Source organism: Mycoplasma marinum (genome assembly GCF_004335975.1).
Lineage (GTDB): Bacteria > Bacillota_I > Bacilli_A > Mycoplasmatales > Metamycoplasmataceae > Mycoplasma_K > Mycoplasma_K marinum.
Genome location: NZ_PSZO01000003.1, coordinates 76,377 through 94,805, shown reverse-complemented (window position 1 = coordinate 94,805; position 18,429 = coordinate 76,377). Strand labels below are relative to the sequence as shown.

The window sequence follows — 18,429 nt, the reverse complement described above, 5'->3', positions numbered from 1 at the left end:
GATAAAATATGGAAAAAGAATATAAATTAAATTTAAACAACTATAATGGACCTTTAGATCTTTTATTAGAATTGGTAAAAGATAAAAAAATGGATTTATTAACTATAGATTTAGCTGAATTAGCTACTGATTATTTAAGATTAATTAATGAGATGGAAGAAAAAGATATTGATATTGCTTCTGAATATTTAGTTATGGCAGCAACACTTATTCAAATTAAATCTAGAATGTTATTGCAAAATCCTAAAGAGGATGCGAAAGTTGAAGAAGATAAAAATGCTATTGTCCAAAGACTTGCTGAATATCAACAATTCAAACAATTTTCGGCATTATTGAAAGAAAAAGAGCAAGAAAGAAAGAAAATACACATCAAAAATCATGATGAATATGTCTTTTTTGAAAAACCTATTGACGAAACTCGTTTAGATGGTAGTTCAAATCCTGTTAAATTAATTATGGCATTAAGGAAAATGTTTGAAAGAACTCATGCCGCCAAATTAAGAACGGGTACAATCTCTTCATTTAATATTTCACCAGAAGAAAGAGCAGAAGAAATAAGGATAATTTTAGAAACTCAAGATCAATTATTATTTGAAGAAATTTTCAATGTACCAACCTTAAAACACTTTGCTGTTACGTTATTAGCGATATTAGACATGGCTAGATTACAAGAAATCACAATAAATCAGGATGAACAATTTGGAACAATTAATATTACTAAAGGGGGCAATGATGCATAAAATTATAGAAGCATTATTATATGTAAAAGGTGCTGACGGATTAACTCCTAAATCACTGGCATCTATTCATGAAGAATTAGGAACAAGTGCTGCAAGAAAAGAAATGAAATTATTTATGAATCAATGAAATTCTGTTGATCATGGAATAATTGTTGTTGAATTTAAGGATAACTTTAAATTTGCAACTAAAGAAGAATTACATGATAAAATTTCTGATCTTGTTACCAATGAGAAAAAACAAAGATTGTCAAATGCAGCTATTGAAACAGCTGGAATAATTGCCTATAAGCAACCAATAACAAAATCTCAAGTTAATATGATAAGAGGAGTTGCTTCAGAAGCAGTTGTAAATACATTACTTGTAAAAGGATTGATAGAAGAAGCTGGTGTTGCACAAACTCCAGGTAGACCAATACTATATAAAATTTCCAATAAATTCTATGACTACTTCAATATTTCTTCATTGCAGGAATTACCGAAATTACCTGAATTTGAAGGAGATGATGAAGAAGGAGATTTTGAATTATTTTCTTCACAAAGATATGACAATAAGTAAAAATTTATACACTTTTTAACGGTGTATTTTTTTATAAATTGAAGTGGGTATTAATAGCATTATTTTATGTATAATTCAAATATGAAAAATGAACAAAGAATACAAAAATTAATTTCACAAGCCGGGGTGGCTTCACGTCGAAAAGCTGAAGAATTAATACAGCAAGGAAAAGTAGTGGTAAACGAGAGAGTTGCAAAAATAGGAGATAAAGCAACCTTTAAAGATGATATTTTAGTTAATGGAATTCCATTAATAAAACAGCAACATATTTATTTTATTATGAACAAACCTTTGAAAACTATAACATCACTTAGCGATGATAGAGAAAGAGTAACAGTAGTAGATTTAATAAAAGAGAATGCTTATGTATTCCCTGTTGGTAGATTGGATTACAATACAACTGGTACATTATTATTGACAAATGATGGTGATTTAGCCAATAAACTAATGCACCCTTCTAGTCAGATTCCAAGAACATATAGAGCAAGATTAGAGCGTCCATTAACTGATTCTGAACTTAACTTTTTAAATTCAGATAAAGTATTACTTGATGGTGAAAAAACTGAGCAAGTAGTGCAAAAAGTTGATGCTAAAGCATACATGGTTTCTCTTACACAAGGGAAATATCACCACATTAAAAGAATGTTTGAACTTGTCGGAGTTAGAGTTCAATCTCTATCTAGAATGGAATTTGCTGGGCTTACATGTGCTGGTATTAAAAAAGGGGATTATAGACAGTTAAGATCCAAAGAAATTAAGTGATTAAAACAATTAGTTAAATAATTTTAAAAAAGTTGAAACAATTCAACTTTTTTTTAATTCTTAGTGTTAAAATTAATATATATAAAAAAGGAGAAAATTATGATTAAATTAGGAAAATCAAAGAAAAATTTATTCACTTTAGAAGCAGTATTTGAAAAATCAAAAATGCCTAAAGAAGTTTTAAAAGAAAAAAATATTATTACTGAATTCCCAACGGAATCGAAAGCATATATATATTTAGGTAAAAAATCTGCTTATTCAGTTGAAACACTTAAGGGAACAATTGAAAAAATCGTTAAAGGTAATAAACGTGGATTTAATATTTTAGTTGATTCTTTTATTGCTGATAAAGTAAAAGAAAAAAATGTTGTTAAATCATTTGTTGAAGAAGGTACATATTTCGCAAATACTTTATGAAATAAAAAAACTGGAGATAATAAACCAAAAGAAGCTAAGGAAATGATTTTAGTAAACGCAAAATCTAAAACTTCAAAAGACGTTGCAAAAGAATCTACTATTCTTGCTGAATCACAAGCATTTGTACGTAAAGCACAATTAATGTCACCAAATGAAGCTAATTCAATTACATTAGCAAATATGTATAAAGATTTCTTCAAAGGTACAAGAAACGTTAGTGTTAAAGTTTTAGAAAAACCTGAGATTGAAAAATTAGGTATGGGATTATTATTAGCTGTTAATTCAGGTTCTAACAGTGACGCAAGAGTTGTTGTTGTTGAGTATAAAGGAGATAAATCTTCAAGCGAAAAAACAGTAATGGTTGGTAAAGGTATTACTTTTGACGCTGGTGGGGTTAACTTAAAACCAGGTCGTCATATTAATGGTATGAAATATGATATGACTGGTTCAGCAGTTATTGTTGGAGCTATGAAAGCAATTGCACAATTCAAGCCAAAAGCTAACATTTCTATTGTTGCAACATTAACAGATAATATTGTATCAAGAACTTCTATACTTCCTGACTCAGTTGTTACTTCAATGAATGGTAAAACTGTTGAAATAAATAATACTGATGCTGAGGGTAGATTAGTAATGGCTGATGGTATTACATATGGTATTAGAAAATTAGGCGCTACAAAAATTATTGATATTTCTACACTAACAGGTGCTGTACTTGCAGCTCTTGGACATACTTTTTCAGGTGTTTGAACAACTGAAGAATCAGATTGAAAAAATATTGAAAAAACTGCTAAAGAACAAGGTGAACTTGTTTGAAGAATGCCTTTCCACAATGACTTTACTAAATATATTAAAGGTTCATTAGTGGCAGATCTTAAAAATACTGATTTTACAGGTAATGCAGGTTCTTCTTCAGCTGCTGAATTCCTAAGAGAATTTACAGAAGATAAACCATATATCCATATTGATATTGCAGGTACTGCTGCAAAAGGTGATATGTGTATGGGACCATTAGTTAAAACACTAGCTAAATTATTCAAATAATAATTAAGAATAAAATATCTCTTATTGGGATATTTTTTTTACACCTTTGATTTTTCATTATCAATTACAAATACTATATAATAAAATAATAATGAGGTGAATATGGAAAATATTTTAAATGGTAAGCAAGTTGCAAAAGAAATTAAAGAAAAATTAAGTTTAAGAGTTCAAGAGATAAAAAAACAAGGGTGCGAACCACAAATGGCAATAATAAGAGTTGGGGAAGACCCTGCTTCAATAATATATTTGAAGCATAAAAAGATTGCCTGTGAATCTATTGGTATTAAGTATAAAGAAATTATTTTACCAAACAAAATTTCTGAACAAGAATTAATATCAAAAATTGATGAAATTAATAATGATAATTCAATTCACGGATTAATTGTTCAATTTCCTTTACCAAAACATATTTCCAAAAAGAAAATTATGAAGATTATTAACCCTATTAAAGATGTTGATGGATTGCATCCTATAAATATTTCTAAGATGCATCAAGGTATCGAAGGTTTAAAACCTTGTACGCCTCTTGGGATAATAACTTTACTTAAGTATTACGGAATAAAAATAGAAGGTCTTGACGCAGTTGTTATAGGCCGTTCTAAGATTGTTGGTGAACCTGTTTCTAAAATGCTTTTAATGGAAAATGCAACTGTTACTACATGTTTTTCAAAAACAAAAGATATAACTAAATATACAAAAACAGCTGATTTAATTATCGCTGCCGCTGGATCTCCACATTTAATAACTAAGGAAAAAGTTAAAAAAGGTGCAATACTAATTGATGTTGGGGTATCAAGAGTTAATGGAAAAATATTTGGAGATATAGATTTTGAAAACTTAAAAGAAGATGCTTTATGAATAACTCCAAATCCTGGTGGTGTAGGTCCTATGACAATTGCTTCTTTATTGACTAATTTAGTCAAAGCTATTGAATTTCAAAATAACAATAAATAAATTCTCAGGAATTTATTTTTTTATATAAGTAAATCAAAAGAATAATTTTAACTTTCTTAATTGCTTTATAATAAAAGCATGAAAATAACATGTATAGGATATAACTCAAATGGCGAAGGAATCGCTAAATATAATGATAAAGTTTTTTACGTACCTGGACTTATAAAAGGTGAATCAGCAAAATGCTCAATTGAATTTGAAAAAGAGAAATGAGGTAGGGCTAAAGTAGAGGAAATTTTAGAGCCTTCGATTCTTAGGAATTATGATTTACCTAAAAATCACTTAGAAATTGGCGGATATGAAATCATGCATATGAATCGTGAAGAACAAACTAATTTCAAAATAAATAAGATTATTAATGACTTTAAACAAAATGCTAAAACTGAGATAAAATTAGATGAAATTTTTATCGGTGATAAACAATTTAGATATAGAAACAAAGTGACTCTGCATAATGGTGGATTTCATAAAAGAGGAACAAATCAAGTAATAAAAATGGAAGATTTCCTCTTAACTGATATCGATGTTAAAAATATTAATAAAAAAGGTAATTATATTATTAGAAAATTAGATACTCAAATTGAAGGCTATAGAGGCGAAAATAAATTTACTACAGATACTATGTTGGGTATTGAATTTATTATTAAACTAGATGCATTTTATCAAGTTAATAAAGAAGTTGCAATTGCAGCGTATAGTAAAATGTTGGAATTTATAGAAGATAATATGATTGTTTTTGATCTTTATTCAGGGATTGGAACAATTACTTTATTAGCAGCTCAAAATGCTAAAAAAGTTTATGGTATAGAAAGAAATAATGCATCACACTCTTCTGCAATTTTAAATAAAGAAAACAACAACACTGAAAATGTAGAATTCGTTAAAGAAGATGTTATGAATTTTTTAAAAGAAACTTCAGTTAAACCTGATGTAGTTATTGTTGATCCTGCACGTAGTGGTCTTGGTAAAGAAGTTTGTGCATCATTACTAGAATTACTTCCAAAAACAATAATTTATCTTTCTTGCAATCCAGGTACACAAGCAGCTGATTTCTTTAGATTAAAAGATAAGTATGAAATAACTTATGCAAAACCTTTTGATATGTTTCCACAAACGCATCATATTGAAAATTTGATTATTTTAAAAAGTAAATAAAAAATGTAACTTTGATGGTTACATTTTATTTGGCTATTTAGTTTTTTTGATAATTAAACGACTTTAATTAGTCTATCTTTACCATTTCCTTCTTTTTGGTCTCTAAGGATATGGAAAATTTCAATTTGAACATTAGAATCTGTATGAATTCCGTGTTTATGCCCTCTTCTGAATCCCACGACTTCTTTTTCAATGTCTTCAAGTGTATGTCCTTGAGCAATGATTTCTTTTGTTGATTTTAATACTGCTTTATATTGATACATATTTATCACCTCAATATAATTATAACTTGTTTAGTGTATAATTCATACAAATAAAGGAGTTAAAATGAAAAATTTTACTTATAAAGAAATTGTAGATAATAAGTTTTTATTGGCTGCACTTATTATTTTCATAATTGCTTTGGTTTTTATGTTTATTATGCAAATTGTAGTATTAATTACTTATATTAAAACATCATGAATTGATAGGAGAAATTCTAAAAACATGACTGGTGGTGATTTAGCTAGAAAAATACTAGATCAAGAAGAAATGCAAGATACAAGAATTGTTTCTTCATTCTTTTATGTTAAATATTGAAATCATTCAAGATTTAGAAAAACGTTTAAGTTACGTCCTTGAACAGTAAATAGAAGTTCTTTATGAACAATGACTGAGGCAGCGCAACAAACTGTAGTTTCTACTTGAAGAAAGAAAAAAGGCAGAATGGGTATGAATTTTACAATATTTAGAATACCAACAATATTGTCAATTATTTCAGTTTTACTTTCTATACTTGTTATTGCATATTCTTTTTTAACATTAAGAGAAGATGCAAGTGGTAATATTTCCCATTCTCGAATTATAAAAACAGCTACTATTATCATAATTACTTTTCTATTTATAGGTATGTTAGTATCTTGGGCTGATGTTGTTAAAATGAAAATTATTAGAAAACATGTATTACCAATATTAGAAAAACAAGGCTTTACACAAGAAGAAATTAAAAAATTTAATATCATTTATACTTCTAGATTACTTTTAGCCATAGCTACAGCTATTTACAATACTATATTATTAATTTTAAAAATATCAACAATGTCAAAAGGTGATAATAAAAAATAAAAATTAGCACTCTAAACTATAAAGTGCTAATTTTTTTTATTGTGTTATAATTAAGTAGATATGTGTTTAGCATTTACAAAAATGTTATACTTTAATTATCTTAATAAGGAGGTAAAATGAATCCATTTTTCCAAACCAATATACCAACAACAAAAGAAATGTGAAAAAACGAGCCTAATAAATTCAGGCAATGAATCATACTATTGGGTGCTTCATTATTAATTTTTGCAACATTACTAGTAATTTCAATTATTTTAGTTTCAACTAATATATCTTCAATTAGAAGTGATCTTCTGGATATTATGCAAAAGAATATTTCTGTTAATGATTGGGATCAAAATAGTGCTGAGTCTGGTGTTAATCATTTTATATACTTTAGATTAATAGGGGCTTCAGTGTTTATGGCTATATTAATAATAGTAGGTCTTGTTCTATATGGCATTACTGTATATAAAGCATATAAAAACAAAACATTTTCTAAAATTTCTGGATTTACTATTTACTTTTCAGAATTTGTAGGATTTTTAGCGATGATATTAATGGTTTACCAATTTTCAACAATGGTATCATTTACTCAAATTATGAAAGAGAATTCAGGAATTATTGTTTGAGTTAGTGCACAAGTTTTCTCAATAACATTATTTGTATTTGCTTGACAAGTTTCAAGAATTAGAAAACAATTTGCATACGCTGAAAAAATTGAGGAAATGAAGAAAAATCCTCAATTCCAAGAGATGCAAGCTCAAATGCAAAATCTATTTGCGCAAGCACAACAAAATTCAGGTAATTATGGACCAACAGCTGGAAAAACAACACAAAATGATAATTCTAATTCATCTCCAATAAATGCTGAAGCATCAGAAATAAAAGAATCACCAGAAGTAACAGAACTTAAGAAATTAAAGATAGAAGAATTGCGAAATATTGCTTTTCAATTATCCATTTCGGGATATGATAAAATGTCTAAAGATGAATTAATTGAAATCATCATTAGAGTTACAAATGGTGAATAGTTAATACTTTTATTAAATACCTTATTGGTATTTTTTTTATCTATTTTTAAAAATAGAAAAGACTTTTGCTCCTGTCTAAATATATTGGTGTTTTATTTTTTATTAAAGCCGATACACTAGGGTCCATTTTTTTGCAAAAAAATACCGATACACTAGGTAGAGTTGTGTATAATATTGTTGCTATTAAACATAGCTAAACATATTTGATTAAAATAAACAAACAAAAAAATGACAAAATAAACATTTAAATATATGAAAGGAAGTATAAATGCCAACAATTAACCAATTGGTAAACCAAGGGCGTAAGTCAAAAGTTTCAAAAACTAAAGCTCCAGCTCTTAATGTAGGATATAACTCTCTTAAAAAGAGACCTACTAACACAACAGCACCATTCAAACGTGGTGTATGTACAAGGGTCGCAACAATGACACCTAAAAAACCTAACTCTGCTTTACGTAAGTATGCAAGGGTTAAATTATCAAACGGAATGGAAGTTACAGCTTACATCCCAGGAGAAGGACATAACCTTCAAGAACACTCTGTAGTATTAATTAGAGGAGGAAGAGTTAAAGACCTTCCAGGGGTAAGATACCACGTAGTTAGAGGAACACAAGATACTGCTGGAGTTGATGGACGTAACCAATCAAGATCAAAATACGGAACAAAGAAACCTAAGAAATAGGAATAAGGAGATAAACAATGGCAAGAAGAAATAGAGCACCCAAAAGAGAAGTTCTGGCGGATCCAGTTTTCAACTCAAAAATCGTTACTAAACTTATTAACGGTATTATGCTTGATGGAAAAAAATCAACAGCACAGACAATCTTATACTCAGCATTTGACACAATTAAAGAAAAAACAGGTAAAGAACCTATTGAAGTATTTAAACAAGCAATGGAAAATATTACACCTCAATTAGAAATTAGAACAAGAAGAATTGGTGGGGCAAACTATCAAGTACCTACTGAAGTTTCAGCAACAAGAAAGCAAACATTATCATTAAGATGATTAATTAATTACTCAAGATTAAGATCAGAGTACACAATGGATGCTAGATTAGCAGCTGAAATTATTGATGCTTCAAATAATACTGGAGCTTCTGTTAAGAAAAAAGAAGATACACATAAGATGGCCGAAGCTAATAAAGCATTCGCTCACTTTAGATGATAGGAGATACCCAATATGGCAAGAGAATTTGACCTTAAAGATTATAGAAATATTGGTATCATGGCCCACATCGATGCCGGTAAAACAACTACTACAGAACGTATTCTTTACCACACAGGTAAAATCCACAAAATAGGAGAAATACATACTGGTGAATCTCAAATGGACTGAATGGAACAAGAACAAGAACGTGGTATTACAATTACATCAGCTGCAACAACAGCTTTTTGAAAAAATAAAAGAATTAACATTATTGATACACCAGGACACGTTGACTTCACAGTTGAAGTTGAACGTTCACTACGTGTATTAGATGGTGCAGTTGCAGTTCTTGATGCACAATCAGGTGTTGAACCGCAAACTGAAACAGTTTGAAGACAAGCAACAAACTACCATGTTCCAAGAATTGTATTTGTTAATAAAATGGATAAAGCTGGAGCAAACTTTGAAGAAGCTGTTAAATCAGTTAGAACAAGACTTGGTGGAAATGCAGTTCCTGTTCAATGAAACATTGGAGCAGAGGATGATTTTGAAGGTCTAATAGATCTTATCGAAATGAAGGCTTACTATTATGATGGTGCAGCCCAAGAAGAACCAGAAATCAAGGAAATTCCTGCGGATTTATTAGAAATTGCAACAATTAAAAGACAAGAACTTGTTGAAGCTGTTGCTGATTTTGATGAAGAACTAATGATGTTAGCATTGGATGGGGAAGAAGTTCCTGCTGAAATGCTATCTGCTGCTGTTCGTAAAGCTACACTTACATCACAATTCTTCCCAGCATTGTGTGGTACAGCCTTTAAAAATAAAGGTGTAAAAACATTATTAGATGGTGTTGTTAATTTCTTACCTTCACCACTTGATGTACCTGCTATTAAAGGTGTATTAGAAAATGGCGAAGAAACAACAAAACCTTCTTCAGATGAAGAGTCATTCTCAGCACTTGCATTCAAAATTATGACTGATCCATTTGTTGGTAAATTAACATTCTTTAGAGTATATTCAGGTGTACTTTCAAAAGGTTCTTACATTTACAATGCAACAAAAGGTAAAAAAGAAAGAATTGGTCGTATTTTAGAAATGCACGCTAATTCTCGTGAAGAAGTAGATGAAGTTAGAGCAGGAGATATCGCTGCTGGAGTTGGTCTTAAAGATACAACAACTGGTGATACACTAACAAACATGGAAAATCCTGTTATTCTAGAACAAATGGTATTCCCAGAGCCTGTTATTTCACTTGCTCTTGAACCAGCTTCAAAAGCTGCTTCTGAAAAACTATCATTAGGACTTCAAAAACTAGCTGAAGAAGATCCAACATTTAAAACTTATACAGATGATGACACTGGTCAAACAATTATCGCTGGTATGGGTGAATTACACTTAGATATTATCGTTGATCGTCTAAAACGTGAGTTTAAAGTTGAATCAAATGTTGGTGCTCCACAAGTTGCTTATCGTGAAACAATTACTAAAGCAGCTAAATGTGAAGGTAAACATGTTAAACAATCAGGTGGTAAGGGACAATATGGTCATGTATGAATTGAATTTGAACCAAACCAAAACAAAGGATTTGAATTTGTTGATGCTATTGTTGGTGGTAAAGTTCCTAAAGAATACATCAACTCAGTTAAAGTTGGGGTTGAAAACGCTCTTAAAGCCGGTATTGTTGCTGGTTATGAAATGATCGATGTTAAAGCTACTTTATTCGATGGTTCATACCATGATGTCGATTCATCAGAAATGGCATACAAAATTGCTGCTTCTAAAGCGCTTAAAAAAGGAATGGAAAATCTTGGAGCTACAATCTTAGAACCAATCATGGATGTTTCAATTATCGTTCCTTCTGAATACTTTGGAGACGTTATGGGTGATATTTCATCAAGACGTGGACAAATTAAAGGTAATGAAGAAAGATCTGATGGAGCACAAGTTGTTAGAGCTGACGTTCCATTATCAAATATGTTCGGTTATGCAACACAACTAAGATCATTTACTCAAGGTCGTGGTACATACCAAATGCAATTTGATCACTATCAAGCTGCACCTAAGTCAGTAAGAGAAGAAATTATTAAAAAAAGAGCTAAATAATAAGCTTGGAACCAATCGATTGACCGATTGGTTTTTTTATTTGCTAATGTTATTTTTATATGTCTTTTGTTCTAAAACGAAATCTTATATTAAAATATAAATAATATGACAGATAAAAAAATTAAAATACAAATTTACCAAATTAGAGAAAGCCACAAAAGAATAAGAGGAGAAATTTTTACAGAACTTAAAAAGAATTATCGGATTGAATTGCATAAAATAACTATTGAGGAAATAGATGAAATTATAAATAAAAAAGTTCATTTGTTAATTTTTGATTCAATAGATCCAAAAATAATCGATTCAAAAATAATCGATGCAATACAAGCTAACAATAAACATTTATATACTATGTTTGTTGGAGAAAAAATAACTGAAGAGATTGCAACCAATCTTTTCATCAATAATATAGATTATATTTGCGAGGGTTCTTTTAAAAATGAATACATATTATCTTTATTGAAATCTATTTTAAAGAGAAAATCAAAAAAATACTTTATTGAATCAGTGATTAAATATAAAAATATAAAGATTGACTCAATTTGCCATGAAATATTCATTGGAAGCAAATTAGTAGAAACATCAAAAAAAGAATTTAAATTAATTAGATTCCTAGTAGAAAATAATGAAGATTTTTTAACTAAAGCAGAAATATTTAAATCTATTTGAGGTTATGATGAAGACGTTAGTAGAACACTAGATCAATATTTACACAGAATAAAGAAAAAAATTGGCAATGAAGTTTTAATAGTTAAGGATAAATCTAGCAGAATAAAAATGCTATAAAGTAGAGAATTATCTCTATTTTTCTTTTTTAATTATTATGCATTAACACATGTTAAAGAAAATTAACAAATGTTATTAGTAATTAATGACTATGCCTTTTTATTTTTTCTATAATAATTTTATGTGCTAAGTCACAATTTAATCAAGAATTTTAAAAGGGAGAATCAAATGAAAAATAAAAGTATTAAATATAGTTTAGGTGCATTGTCAATTATGGCTTCTATAGCAACACCAATTGCAACAGTTGTTTCATGTGGTGGCAATGATGATGCAGCTTTAACTGCAAAAGGATCATCAACAGTGCTTCCATTTATGTTAGCATTTGCAAAAAAATATGATGATATTGAGGTGCAAGTTGCTGGAGGTGGATCTGGAGCGGGGCAAAAAGCAATAATTGATGGTAGTGTAGATTTTGGGAATATGTCAGCAACTCCTGATTCAAAGGAAATAATTGGTTCTGAAAAATTTAGAACAGTGACAGTTGGTATTGATGGTTTATCAATAGTTATTAAAGGTAAAAAAACTTCAAAAGCTAATATAAGTGATATTCTTTCAATTTTTACCGAATCAAAAGGTAGTGCAAAGTGACTTGCTTCTGCTAAAAATATCTTTGGAAGTGATGCTTCTCTAAGTAATGTTGAGGTTTTATCAAGAGAAAATCCTGATAAATCAGGTACAGCAGAAATTTTTGGAATTGGTTTAGGTAAATTATCAGGTACAGATCAAAATAAAATATCTCATCACCCTAAAAATAGTGAATTAAATGGTGTTACTAATACAACATCAGAGGCCAATAGTGAAGCCTTTAATACGTTAAAAGGAACTAATAAAAAATATGGTATTACATATCTTTCATTAGGTGTTGCTGATTCATTGATTAAAAAGGCAACAGCAAATAATGAAGGTGAGTTTTCAAAGGTTACTTTAACAGATTCAAAAGGACATGAAATGATTCCACTATCAGCAAATGTTGGTAAAACTTATAATTGAGCTAGACCATTAAATGTTATTTATAATGCAAGTGCTGATAATAAAAATGACTTAATTAAATTTGTTGAGTCAATGTTGAAACCAGAAGGTCAAGCAGTACTTCCTAGCGTTGGGTATTTAAAATTGACTAAAGAACAATTAAAAGCTGAAGGGATCACCTCAATTAATGACAAAGAAATGTTGGAATCAAACAAAATTAACGGTCAAAATGGATTGAAAATAGATATCAAATGATAAATAATAGTACAAAACATATACAAAAGAAGAATATTTTGAACAAACTTTTCAAAAGTTTTGTTCTTTTGGTTTCTTTTGTCTCTGCATCAATAATTCTTATGATTATAGGTTTTGTTTTTATAAAAACATTGCCAATGTTCAAAGATGAAAATTGAGCACACAAATTTAATTCAACTTACGGGATAATAGATGGTTTGATAACAACATTTGTAATTGCTTTCCTATCATTAATTATTGCGATGTGAATAGGTACTAGAATTGCTATATTCATATTCTTTAAAATTAAAAATAAAAAGCTTAAATCTATATTTAGATTTATTAATGAATTACTTGCAGGTATCCCTTCTGTAGTATTTGGATTATTCGGGATATTTGCACTATCTCCTTTAGTTGCAAAAATATTTAATGCAAATTTCACATCTGGATCAGTGTATTCTGTAATTATAGTTTTAACAATGATGATAATACCAACTATATCTTCTTTAACTTTGAATGCATTGAAAGGTGTGCCAGATAATTATTATAATGGTGCATTAGCATTGGGCAATACAACTAATCAATCAATATATAAAGTTGTATTAAAATCAATTAGAAAACAAAGAATTGTTATCACGGTATTATCTGTTGGTAGAGTTATTGGTGAAACAATGGCAGTATCCATGTTGATACAATCACATCCAATAAACCCTTTTAGTCACTCCGAAGGTTTTCTAGGATTTTTAAGAGGTAATTCAGGTAATGTTGCAACTATAATTCCTAATAATATGTTCCCTCAAAGTGGTGACGTTAGTATATCAAGAGGTTATGTTTATTCTATAGGTTTAATAATACTTATCTTTATATTAATTATAAATGGATTTACAGCTTATATATTTAGGACTAAAAAAATAAAGAAAGTGAAAAAAGTAACAACAAATAAATACATTCTTATAAAAAATAGTTCTATAGAATGATTTCAAGTAAATATTTTAGAATACGTAAGCAAGATTAAAAGTAATATTATTAACTATATTATGTTCTTTGTTAAAAATAAGGATTTAAAGAAAAGGATCCTTTATCAAAAAAGGAAAACATTTTCGGAAATATTAGCAGTTTCTATAGGGTTTTCATTAGTTTTTTGAATTTTCGGATATGTGTTAGTAAAAGGTGGACAATATTTTGAATTTTCACACTTAACAAATATTCAAAAAGGTCACGGAGATACAGTTGGTAAAGCATTGATTGTAACTTGCATATTAGTTTTTGGTGCAATATTACTTTGTCTCCCATTTGCAATGTGTTTAGCTATTTGATTTAGTGAGTATTCTTCGAAAAGTAAAATTTCAAAAGTTATGAAATTTCTAATGGATGCTTTACAGTCAACACCCTCAATATTATTTGGTATGTTTGGGATGGTATTTTTCATACAAACACTTAAAATGGGTAAAACTTTCTCATTGACAGCAGGGATTTTAACAATGTCAATAGTTATTTTACCTATGTTTACAAGAACTGTGGAACAATCATTGCAAAATGTTTCTCAAACCTTAAGAAACGCTTCATTAGCATTGGGCGCTTCAAAAGTTAGAACAATATTTAAAATAGTTATACCAACTGCTTTAAAAGGAGTTATTACAGGAATTATACTTTCAATTGGAAGGGTTATTTCCGAAACAGCACCTGTATACTTAGTTATGGGATTATCACCAGCTTGGCATATTAAAAGTAATTCTGGTGCACAAGTGCTTACAACTAGAATATATGTAAATGCAACTACACCTTCTGATTTAATTAAAGGTGACTCTTGAGCTTGAGAGGCAGCATTTGTAGCGATGATACTTATAATTTTTCTATATTTATTAGCTAATATAGTAGGTTGATATTTAAATAAAAAATCTGAAGGAAAATTAAAATTTAAAAATTTATTTAAAATTAAGAAAAGAGGCAAATTATGCAAGAAAATTATTTTGAGGTAAAAGATTTAAATCTTTGATATTTAAGTGGACAAAAACAAGCGCTGAAAAATATATCTTTAAATATCCCTAAAAAAGAAGTTGTTGCATTTATTGGTCCTTCTGGTTGTGGTAAATCTACATTACTTAGAATGTTTAATAGAATGAATGATTTAATTGAAGGCGTTAAAGTTAATGGTTCACTATTAATGGAAAATAAGGGATTAATTTCTAAAAAAATAAGAATGAATAGTGAAAAAAATAGTTTTAAAAAATTATTTTCAAAAGAAAAAGATAAAATTGATGTATCGCTTTTAAGAACTAAAGTAGGTATGGTTTTTCAAAAACCCAATCCCTTTCCTATGTCTATTTTTGGTAATGTTGCTTATGGTTTAAAAAGTGCGGGTATTAAAAATAAAAAACAAATAAAAGAAATAGTTGAACAATCCTTAAAAGATGCTGCACTTTGAGAAGAAGTTAAAGATAGGTTGAATGATCCTGCAAATGGTTTATCTGGAGGACAACAACAAAGATTATGTATTGCAAGAGCAATTGCTATGTCTCCTGAGGTATTACTGATGGATGAACCAACTTCCGCATTAGATCCAATTGCTACTGCAAAAATAGAAGATTTAATGAAGAAACTTAAAGAAAAATTTACTATTATAATAGTTACACACTCTATGCAACAAGCAGCAAGAATTTCAGATAGAACTGCTTTTTTCTATATGGGAGAACTTATCGAATTTAATACAACTAAAAAAATATTCACAAATCCTAAAGAAGATTTAACATCTCAGTATATAAATGGAGAAATGGGGTAGATATGAACGAACACATAATAAATACTAGTACAAATGAATTAAAAACATTACTAAATGAATTAGTTGGAATTGTTATAGAAATGAATTATCAATCAAAGAAAGCCATTTCATTAATGTCAACTAAAAAAGCAATGAAAGTATTTGACTTAAGAAATGAATTTGATAAAAAGTTTTCTATCCTTGAATCTGAGATAATTTTTAGCTTAACAAAAAAACCATTAGCTATTGAACTTAGAAGAACAATAAGTTATTTAATGATTGCAAAGGAATTAAAATCTATTTCAAATCACTCAAGAAAGATTGCAAAATTTACAATAATATCAGAAGATAAAATTTCACCTTCTTCACAATCAAGAATTAGAAATGTGCATAAACCTTTTAGGGAAATGTTGGACAGGCTTTATGACGTTATCAATTTAGAGGAAAAGGATTTTATTTTAGAAACCGCTAATATGGATGATGTAATTGATGATAGAACTAATAAAATTAGAAAATCAATAATTCAATCTGTTACTAATAAAACAGATAAAAAGTTAATTAATGAAAGAATTTATGTTTTAAATGTTGTTAATTCATTAGAAAGAGCTGCAGATCATATCGTAGATATATGCGAAAATATCTTATATATATTAACAAATAAAAGGATAAAACTTTAAAAAATAAAAAGAACGCATTACTTTCAATTGTATTGTGATTTTTTTTATTCATTTTTTTTGCTTTTAATATGTTATAAATAATATAAATAAATTACACGATTCATTAAGAGTTTGTTAAATGTGTAGTAAAAGGAGAATATTTTGAAGATAGATAATACGAGTAATACTGATAATATAATCTTAAAACTTATTCCTAATAGTTCACTTGGTATATTTATCTTAGTTATGTTTGCTTTGGCTGGCCTTGGACTATTTTTAGTTTCTATTAAATTAATGTCTTCTTCTTTGAAACAAATGACTGGAACTAAAATAACAAAAGTTATGAAAATTTTAAAGAAAAATCCTTTAATAGCTTGTTTCGTTGGTGTCTTATTTACAACTATGATACAATCATCAGATGGTGCTGTTGCATTGGCCATTGGATTAGTTGCGGCTGGTTTATTAGATTTAAAAACTGCAATAGCATTTATATTGGGAGCTAACATTGGTACGGCAACAACTTCAATAATTGTTGCTTCTGCTGATATTGATTCATTCAAATACGTTAAATATTCATTATTCTCTTTTGCTTTTTTAGGTGCTTTTGGATTGATTGTTACTTCTGAAGAAAGAAAAACAAGAGTTGCGATGTTATTTTTTGCGATTGGAGCTATCTTTATTGGTTTGGAAGTGATGGGTCTTGGATTCAAAAACATAGCGGGAATACCTTCAATTAAAAATGGGTTGAAAACTATTTCTAATCCATTTGCTGCATTGTTTGTTTCTATGACTATGACAGGATTACTCCAATCATCATCAGCTGTCGTTACAATAGTTCAAGGTTTCTACCCAGATGGTATGGCACTAACACCAGCATTAGCAATGGTGGTTGGTGCTAATATTGGTACAACATTTACTGCATTAATTGCCTCTCTTGGTTCAGGTAAGAAAGATACACTTAGAATTGCTGTTGTTTGATTAATAACAAACATAGTTACATCATTTATAATAATGCCGTTAATTGCCACTGGTGTTTATGGTGAAGCTATCCAAAAAATGAATCCTACTCCAAAAGGAAATGATTTTGACTTGGCTATTGGTCACTTGTTATTCAATACGGTATTAGTTATTATGTTTATACCTTTTACCAAACAACTTGCATGAGTATCTGCACAAATTGTAAGGGAGAAGAATACTTCTAAAGACTATAAATTTGATTTGCGCCTTTCAGAAAAACTTATTCATGAGTCTCCAATTTTAGCTTATGAGGCTGCTAAAAAAGTTTCTACTGAAATGGGTAAAATGGCTTATGAAGCCGAAAATCAATTAAAACTTTACATAAAAACAAAAGATAAAAAACATTATGCATTATTCGAACAAATTCATACTTTGATTGAACAAGTAAGAATGAAATTGTCTTCATATTTAATAGAATTGGGTTCAAAAGACATAACTGAGGAGCTTTCAAGTAAACAATTATCACTTGTATTATCTTTAAGATCAATTAATGCTACAACTGAATTAATGCATCGTATTTTGAGGATATTCAAAAAAACATATGATAAAAAAGAAAAAAGATTTAAAATTGATGACGCTACAATGCAAGACTTCAAAGGTTTATTATCAACTGTTATGTCAATGACTAAACGTGCATACAAACAAGTTGATGAATATACATATGCAAGACACAAAGATATCGCAGCTCTTCAAAAAGCTTTTAATGCATTGAGTAAAGCTGCTATTGAAATAAATATTAAGAGAATAAGTAAAAAAACTTTTTATAATTTAGAATTTGATTTTGCAAAAGTGGTAAGACTATTAGAAAGAACGTCGCATCATGCTGGGAGAGTAAGTAACTACCAAAGAAAAGGTAGAAAAAAACCAATAGAATTTAAGCTTTCTCAAGAATTAACAGAAGAATTATTCTCAAATACACATGAATAAAAAAACTACTTATTATTGAAAATAAATGAAAAAAGTGCCCAATATATATGTGGCACTTTTATTTGTATGTAGTTTCATATAT

The 18,429-nt window shown here is 28.8% G+C and carries 18 protein-coding genes; 17 read left to right on the top strand and 1 reads right to left on the bottom strand.

Going from position 1 to position 18,429, the window contains the following annotated elements; translation table 4 throughout:
• Positions 1-8: 8 nt before the first annotated feature.
• From C4B24_RS01215 to C4B24_RS01190, 6 genes are all read left to right on the top strand, one after another.
• Positions 9-740, top strand: a complete 732-nt coding sequence (locus C4B24_RS01215) for a segregation/condensation protein A (protein WP_131598562.1) — start codon at positions 9-11, stop codon at positions 738-740.
• The gene (scpB, locus tag C4B24_RS01210) at positions 733-1,296 is read left to right on the top strand and encodes an SMC-Scp complex subunit ScpB (RefSeq protein ID WP_246005066.1); all 564 of its coding nucleotides are present in this window, start codon (positions 733-735) and stop codon (positions 1,294-1,296) included. The genes C4B24_RS01215 and scpB overlap by 8 nt, the downstream gene beginning before the upstream one ends.
• An 81-nt stretch (positions 1,297-1,377) precedes the next feature.
• The gene (locus tag C4B24_RS01205) at positions 1,378-2,079 is read left to right on the top strand and encodes a pseudouridine synthase (RefSeq protein ID WP_131598558.1); all 702 of its coding nucleotides are present in this window, start codon (positions 1,378-1,380) and stop codon (positions 2,077-2,079) included.
• A 78-nt stretch (positions 2,080-2,157) separates the two neighbouring features.
• A complete protein-coding gene (locus C4B24_RS01200; RefSeq protein WP_131598556.1) occupies positions 2,158-3,519 on the top strand; it encodes a M17 family metallopeptidase in 1,362 nt (453 codons plus the stop codon).
• Positions 3,520-3,621: 102 nt separating this feature from the next.
• A complete protein-coding gene (locus C4B24_RS01195; protein ID WP_131598554.1) occupies positions 3,622-4,473 on the top strand; it encodes a bifunctional 5,10-methylenetetrahydrofolate dehydrogenase/5,10-methenyltetrahydrofolate cyclohydrolase in 852 nt (283 codons plus the stop codon).
• 78 nt (positions 4,474-4,551) lie between these two features.
• Positions 4,552-5,628 carry a class I SAM-dependent RNA methyltransferase gene (locus C4B24_RS01190; protein WP_131598552.1) on the top strand — a complete coding sequence of 359 codons (1,077 nt, stop codon included), beginning with the start codon at positions 4,552-4,554 and terminating at the stop codon, positions 5,626-5,628.
• 53 nt (positions 5,629-5,681) lie between these two features.
• Here C4B24_RS01190 and C4B24_RS01185 read toward each other — a convergent pair whose 3' ends face one another.
• Positions 5,682-5,891, bottom strand: a complete 210-nt coding sequence (locus tag C4B24_RS01185; protein ID WP_131598550.1) for an MAG6790 family protein — start codon at positions 5,889-5,891, stop codon at positions 5,682-5,684.
• A gap of 64 nt (positions 5,892-5,955) precedes the next feature.
• On the opposite strand from C4B24_RS01185, the gene C4B24_RS01180 reads away from it, so the two are divergent.
• From C4B24_RS01180 to C4B24_RS01130, 11 genes are all read left to right on the top strand, one after another.
• Positions 5,956-6,732, top strand: coding sequence for a zinc metallopeptidase (locus C4B24_RS01180; protein ID WP_131598548.1), 777 nt, complete (start codon positions 5,956-5,958; stop codon positions 6,730-6,732).
• A 116-nt stretch (positions 6,733-6,848) separates the two neighbouring features.
• Complete coding sequence (locus C4B24_RS01175) at positions 6,849-7,745, top strand: Rho termination factor N-terminal domain-containing protein (RefSeq protein ID WP_131598546.1); 897 nt, start codon at positions 6,849-6,851, stop codon at positions 7,743-7,745.
• A gap of 268 nt (positions 7,746-8,013) precedes the next feature.
• Positions 8,014-8,427, top strand: a complete 414-nt coding sequence (gene rpsL, locus C4B24_RS01170) for a 30S ribosomal protein S12 (protein WP_131598544.1) — start codon at positions 8,014-8,016, stop codon at positions 8,425-8,427.
• 17 nt (positions 8,428-8,444) lie between these two features.
• The gene (rpsG, locus tag C4B24_RS01165) at positions 8,445-8,915 is read left to right on the top strand and encodes a 30S ribosomal protein S7 (RefSeq protein ID WP_131598542.1); all 471 of its coding nucleotides are present in this window, start codon (positions 8,445-8,447) and stop codon (positions 8,913-8,915) included.
• 12 nt (positions 8,916-8,927) lie between these two features.
• Complete coding sequence (gene fusA / locus C4B24_RS01160) at positions 8,928-11,000, top strand: elongation factor G (protein WP_131598541.1); 2,073 nt, start codon at positions 8,928-8,930, stop codon at positions 10,998-11,000.
• A 105-nt stretch (positions 11,001-11,105) separates the two neighbouring features.
• On the top strand, positions 11,106-11,786 hold the full coding sequence (locus C4B24_RS01155) for a winged helix-turn-helix domain-containing protein (protein ID WP_131598539.1): 681 nt from the start codon (positions 11,106-11,108) through the stop codon (positions 11,784-11,786).
• Between the two features lie 168 nt (positions 11,787-11,954).
• Positions 11,955-13,013, top strand: a complete 1,059-nt coding sequence (locus tag C4B24_RS01150) for a PstS family phosphate ABC transporter substrate-binding protein (protein WP_131598537.1) — start codon at positions 11,955-11,957, stop codon at positions 13,011-13,013.
• A complete protein-coding gene (gene pstA / locus C4B24_RS01145; protein ID WP_131598535.1) occupies positions 13,007-14,968 on the top strand; it encodes a phosphate ABC transporter permease PstA in 1,962 nt (653 codons plus the stop codon). Before C4B24_RS01150 ends, pstA begins: the two co-directional genes overlap by 7 nt.
• On the top strand, positions 14,944-15,768 hold the full coding sequence (locus tag C4B24_RS01140) for a phosphate ABC transporter ATP-binding protein (protein WP_131598533.1): 825 nt from the start codon (positions 14,944-14,946) through the stop codon (positions 15,766-15,768). The genes pstA and C4B24_RS01140 overlap by 25 nt, the downstream gene beginning before the upstream one ends.
• A 2-nt stretch (positions 15,769-15,770) precedes the next feature.
• Positions 15,771-16,424, top strand: coding sequence for a phosphate signaling complex PhoU family protein (locus C4B24_RS01135; protein ID WP_131598531.1), 654 nt, complete (start codon positions 15,771-15,773; stop codon positions 16,422-16,424).
• Positions 16,425-16,565: 141 nt separating this feature from the next.
• Positions 16,566-18,347 carry a Na/Pi cotransporter family protein gene (locus C4B24_RS01130; protein WP_131598529.1) on the top strand — a complete coding sequence of 594 codons (1,782 nt, stop codon included), beginning with the start codon at positions 16,566-16,568 and terminating at the stop codon, positions 18,345-18,347.
• Positions 18,348-18,429 lie beyond the last annotated feature (82 nt).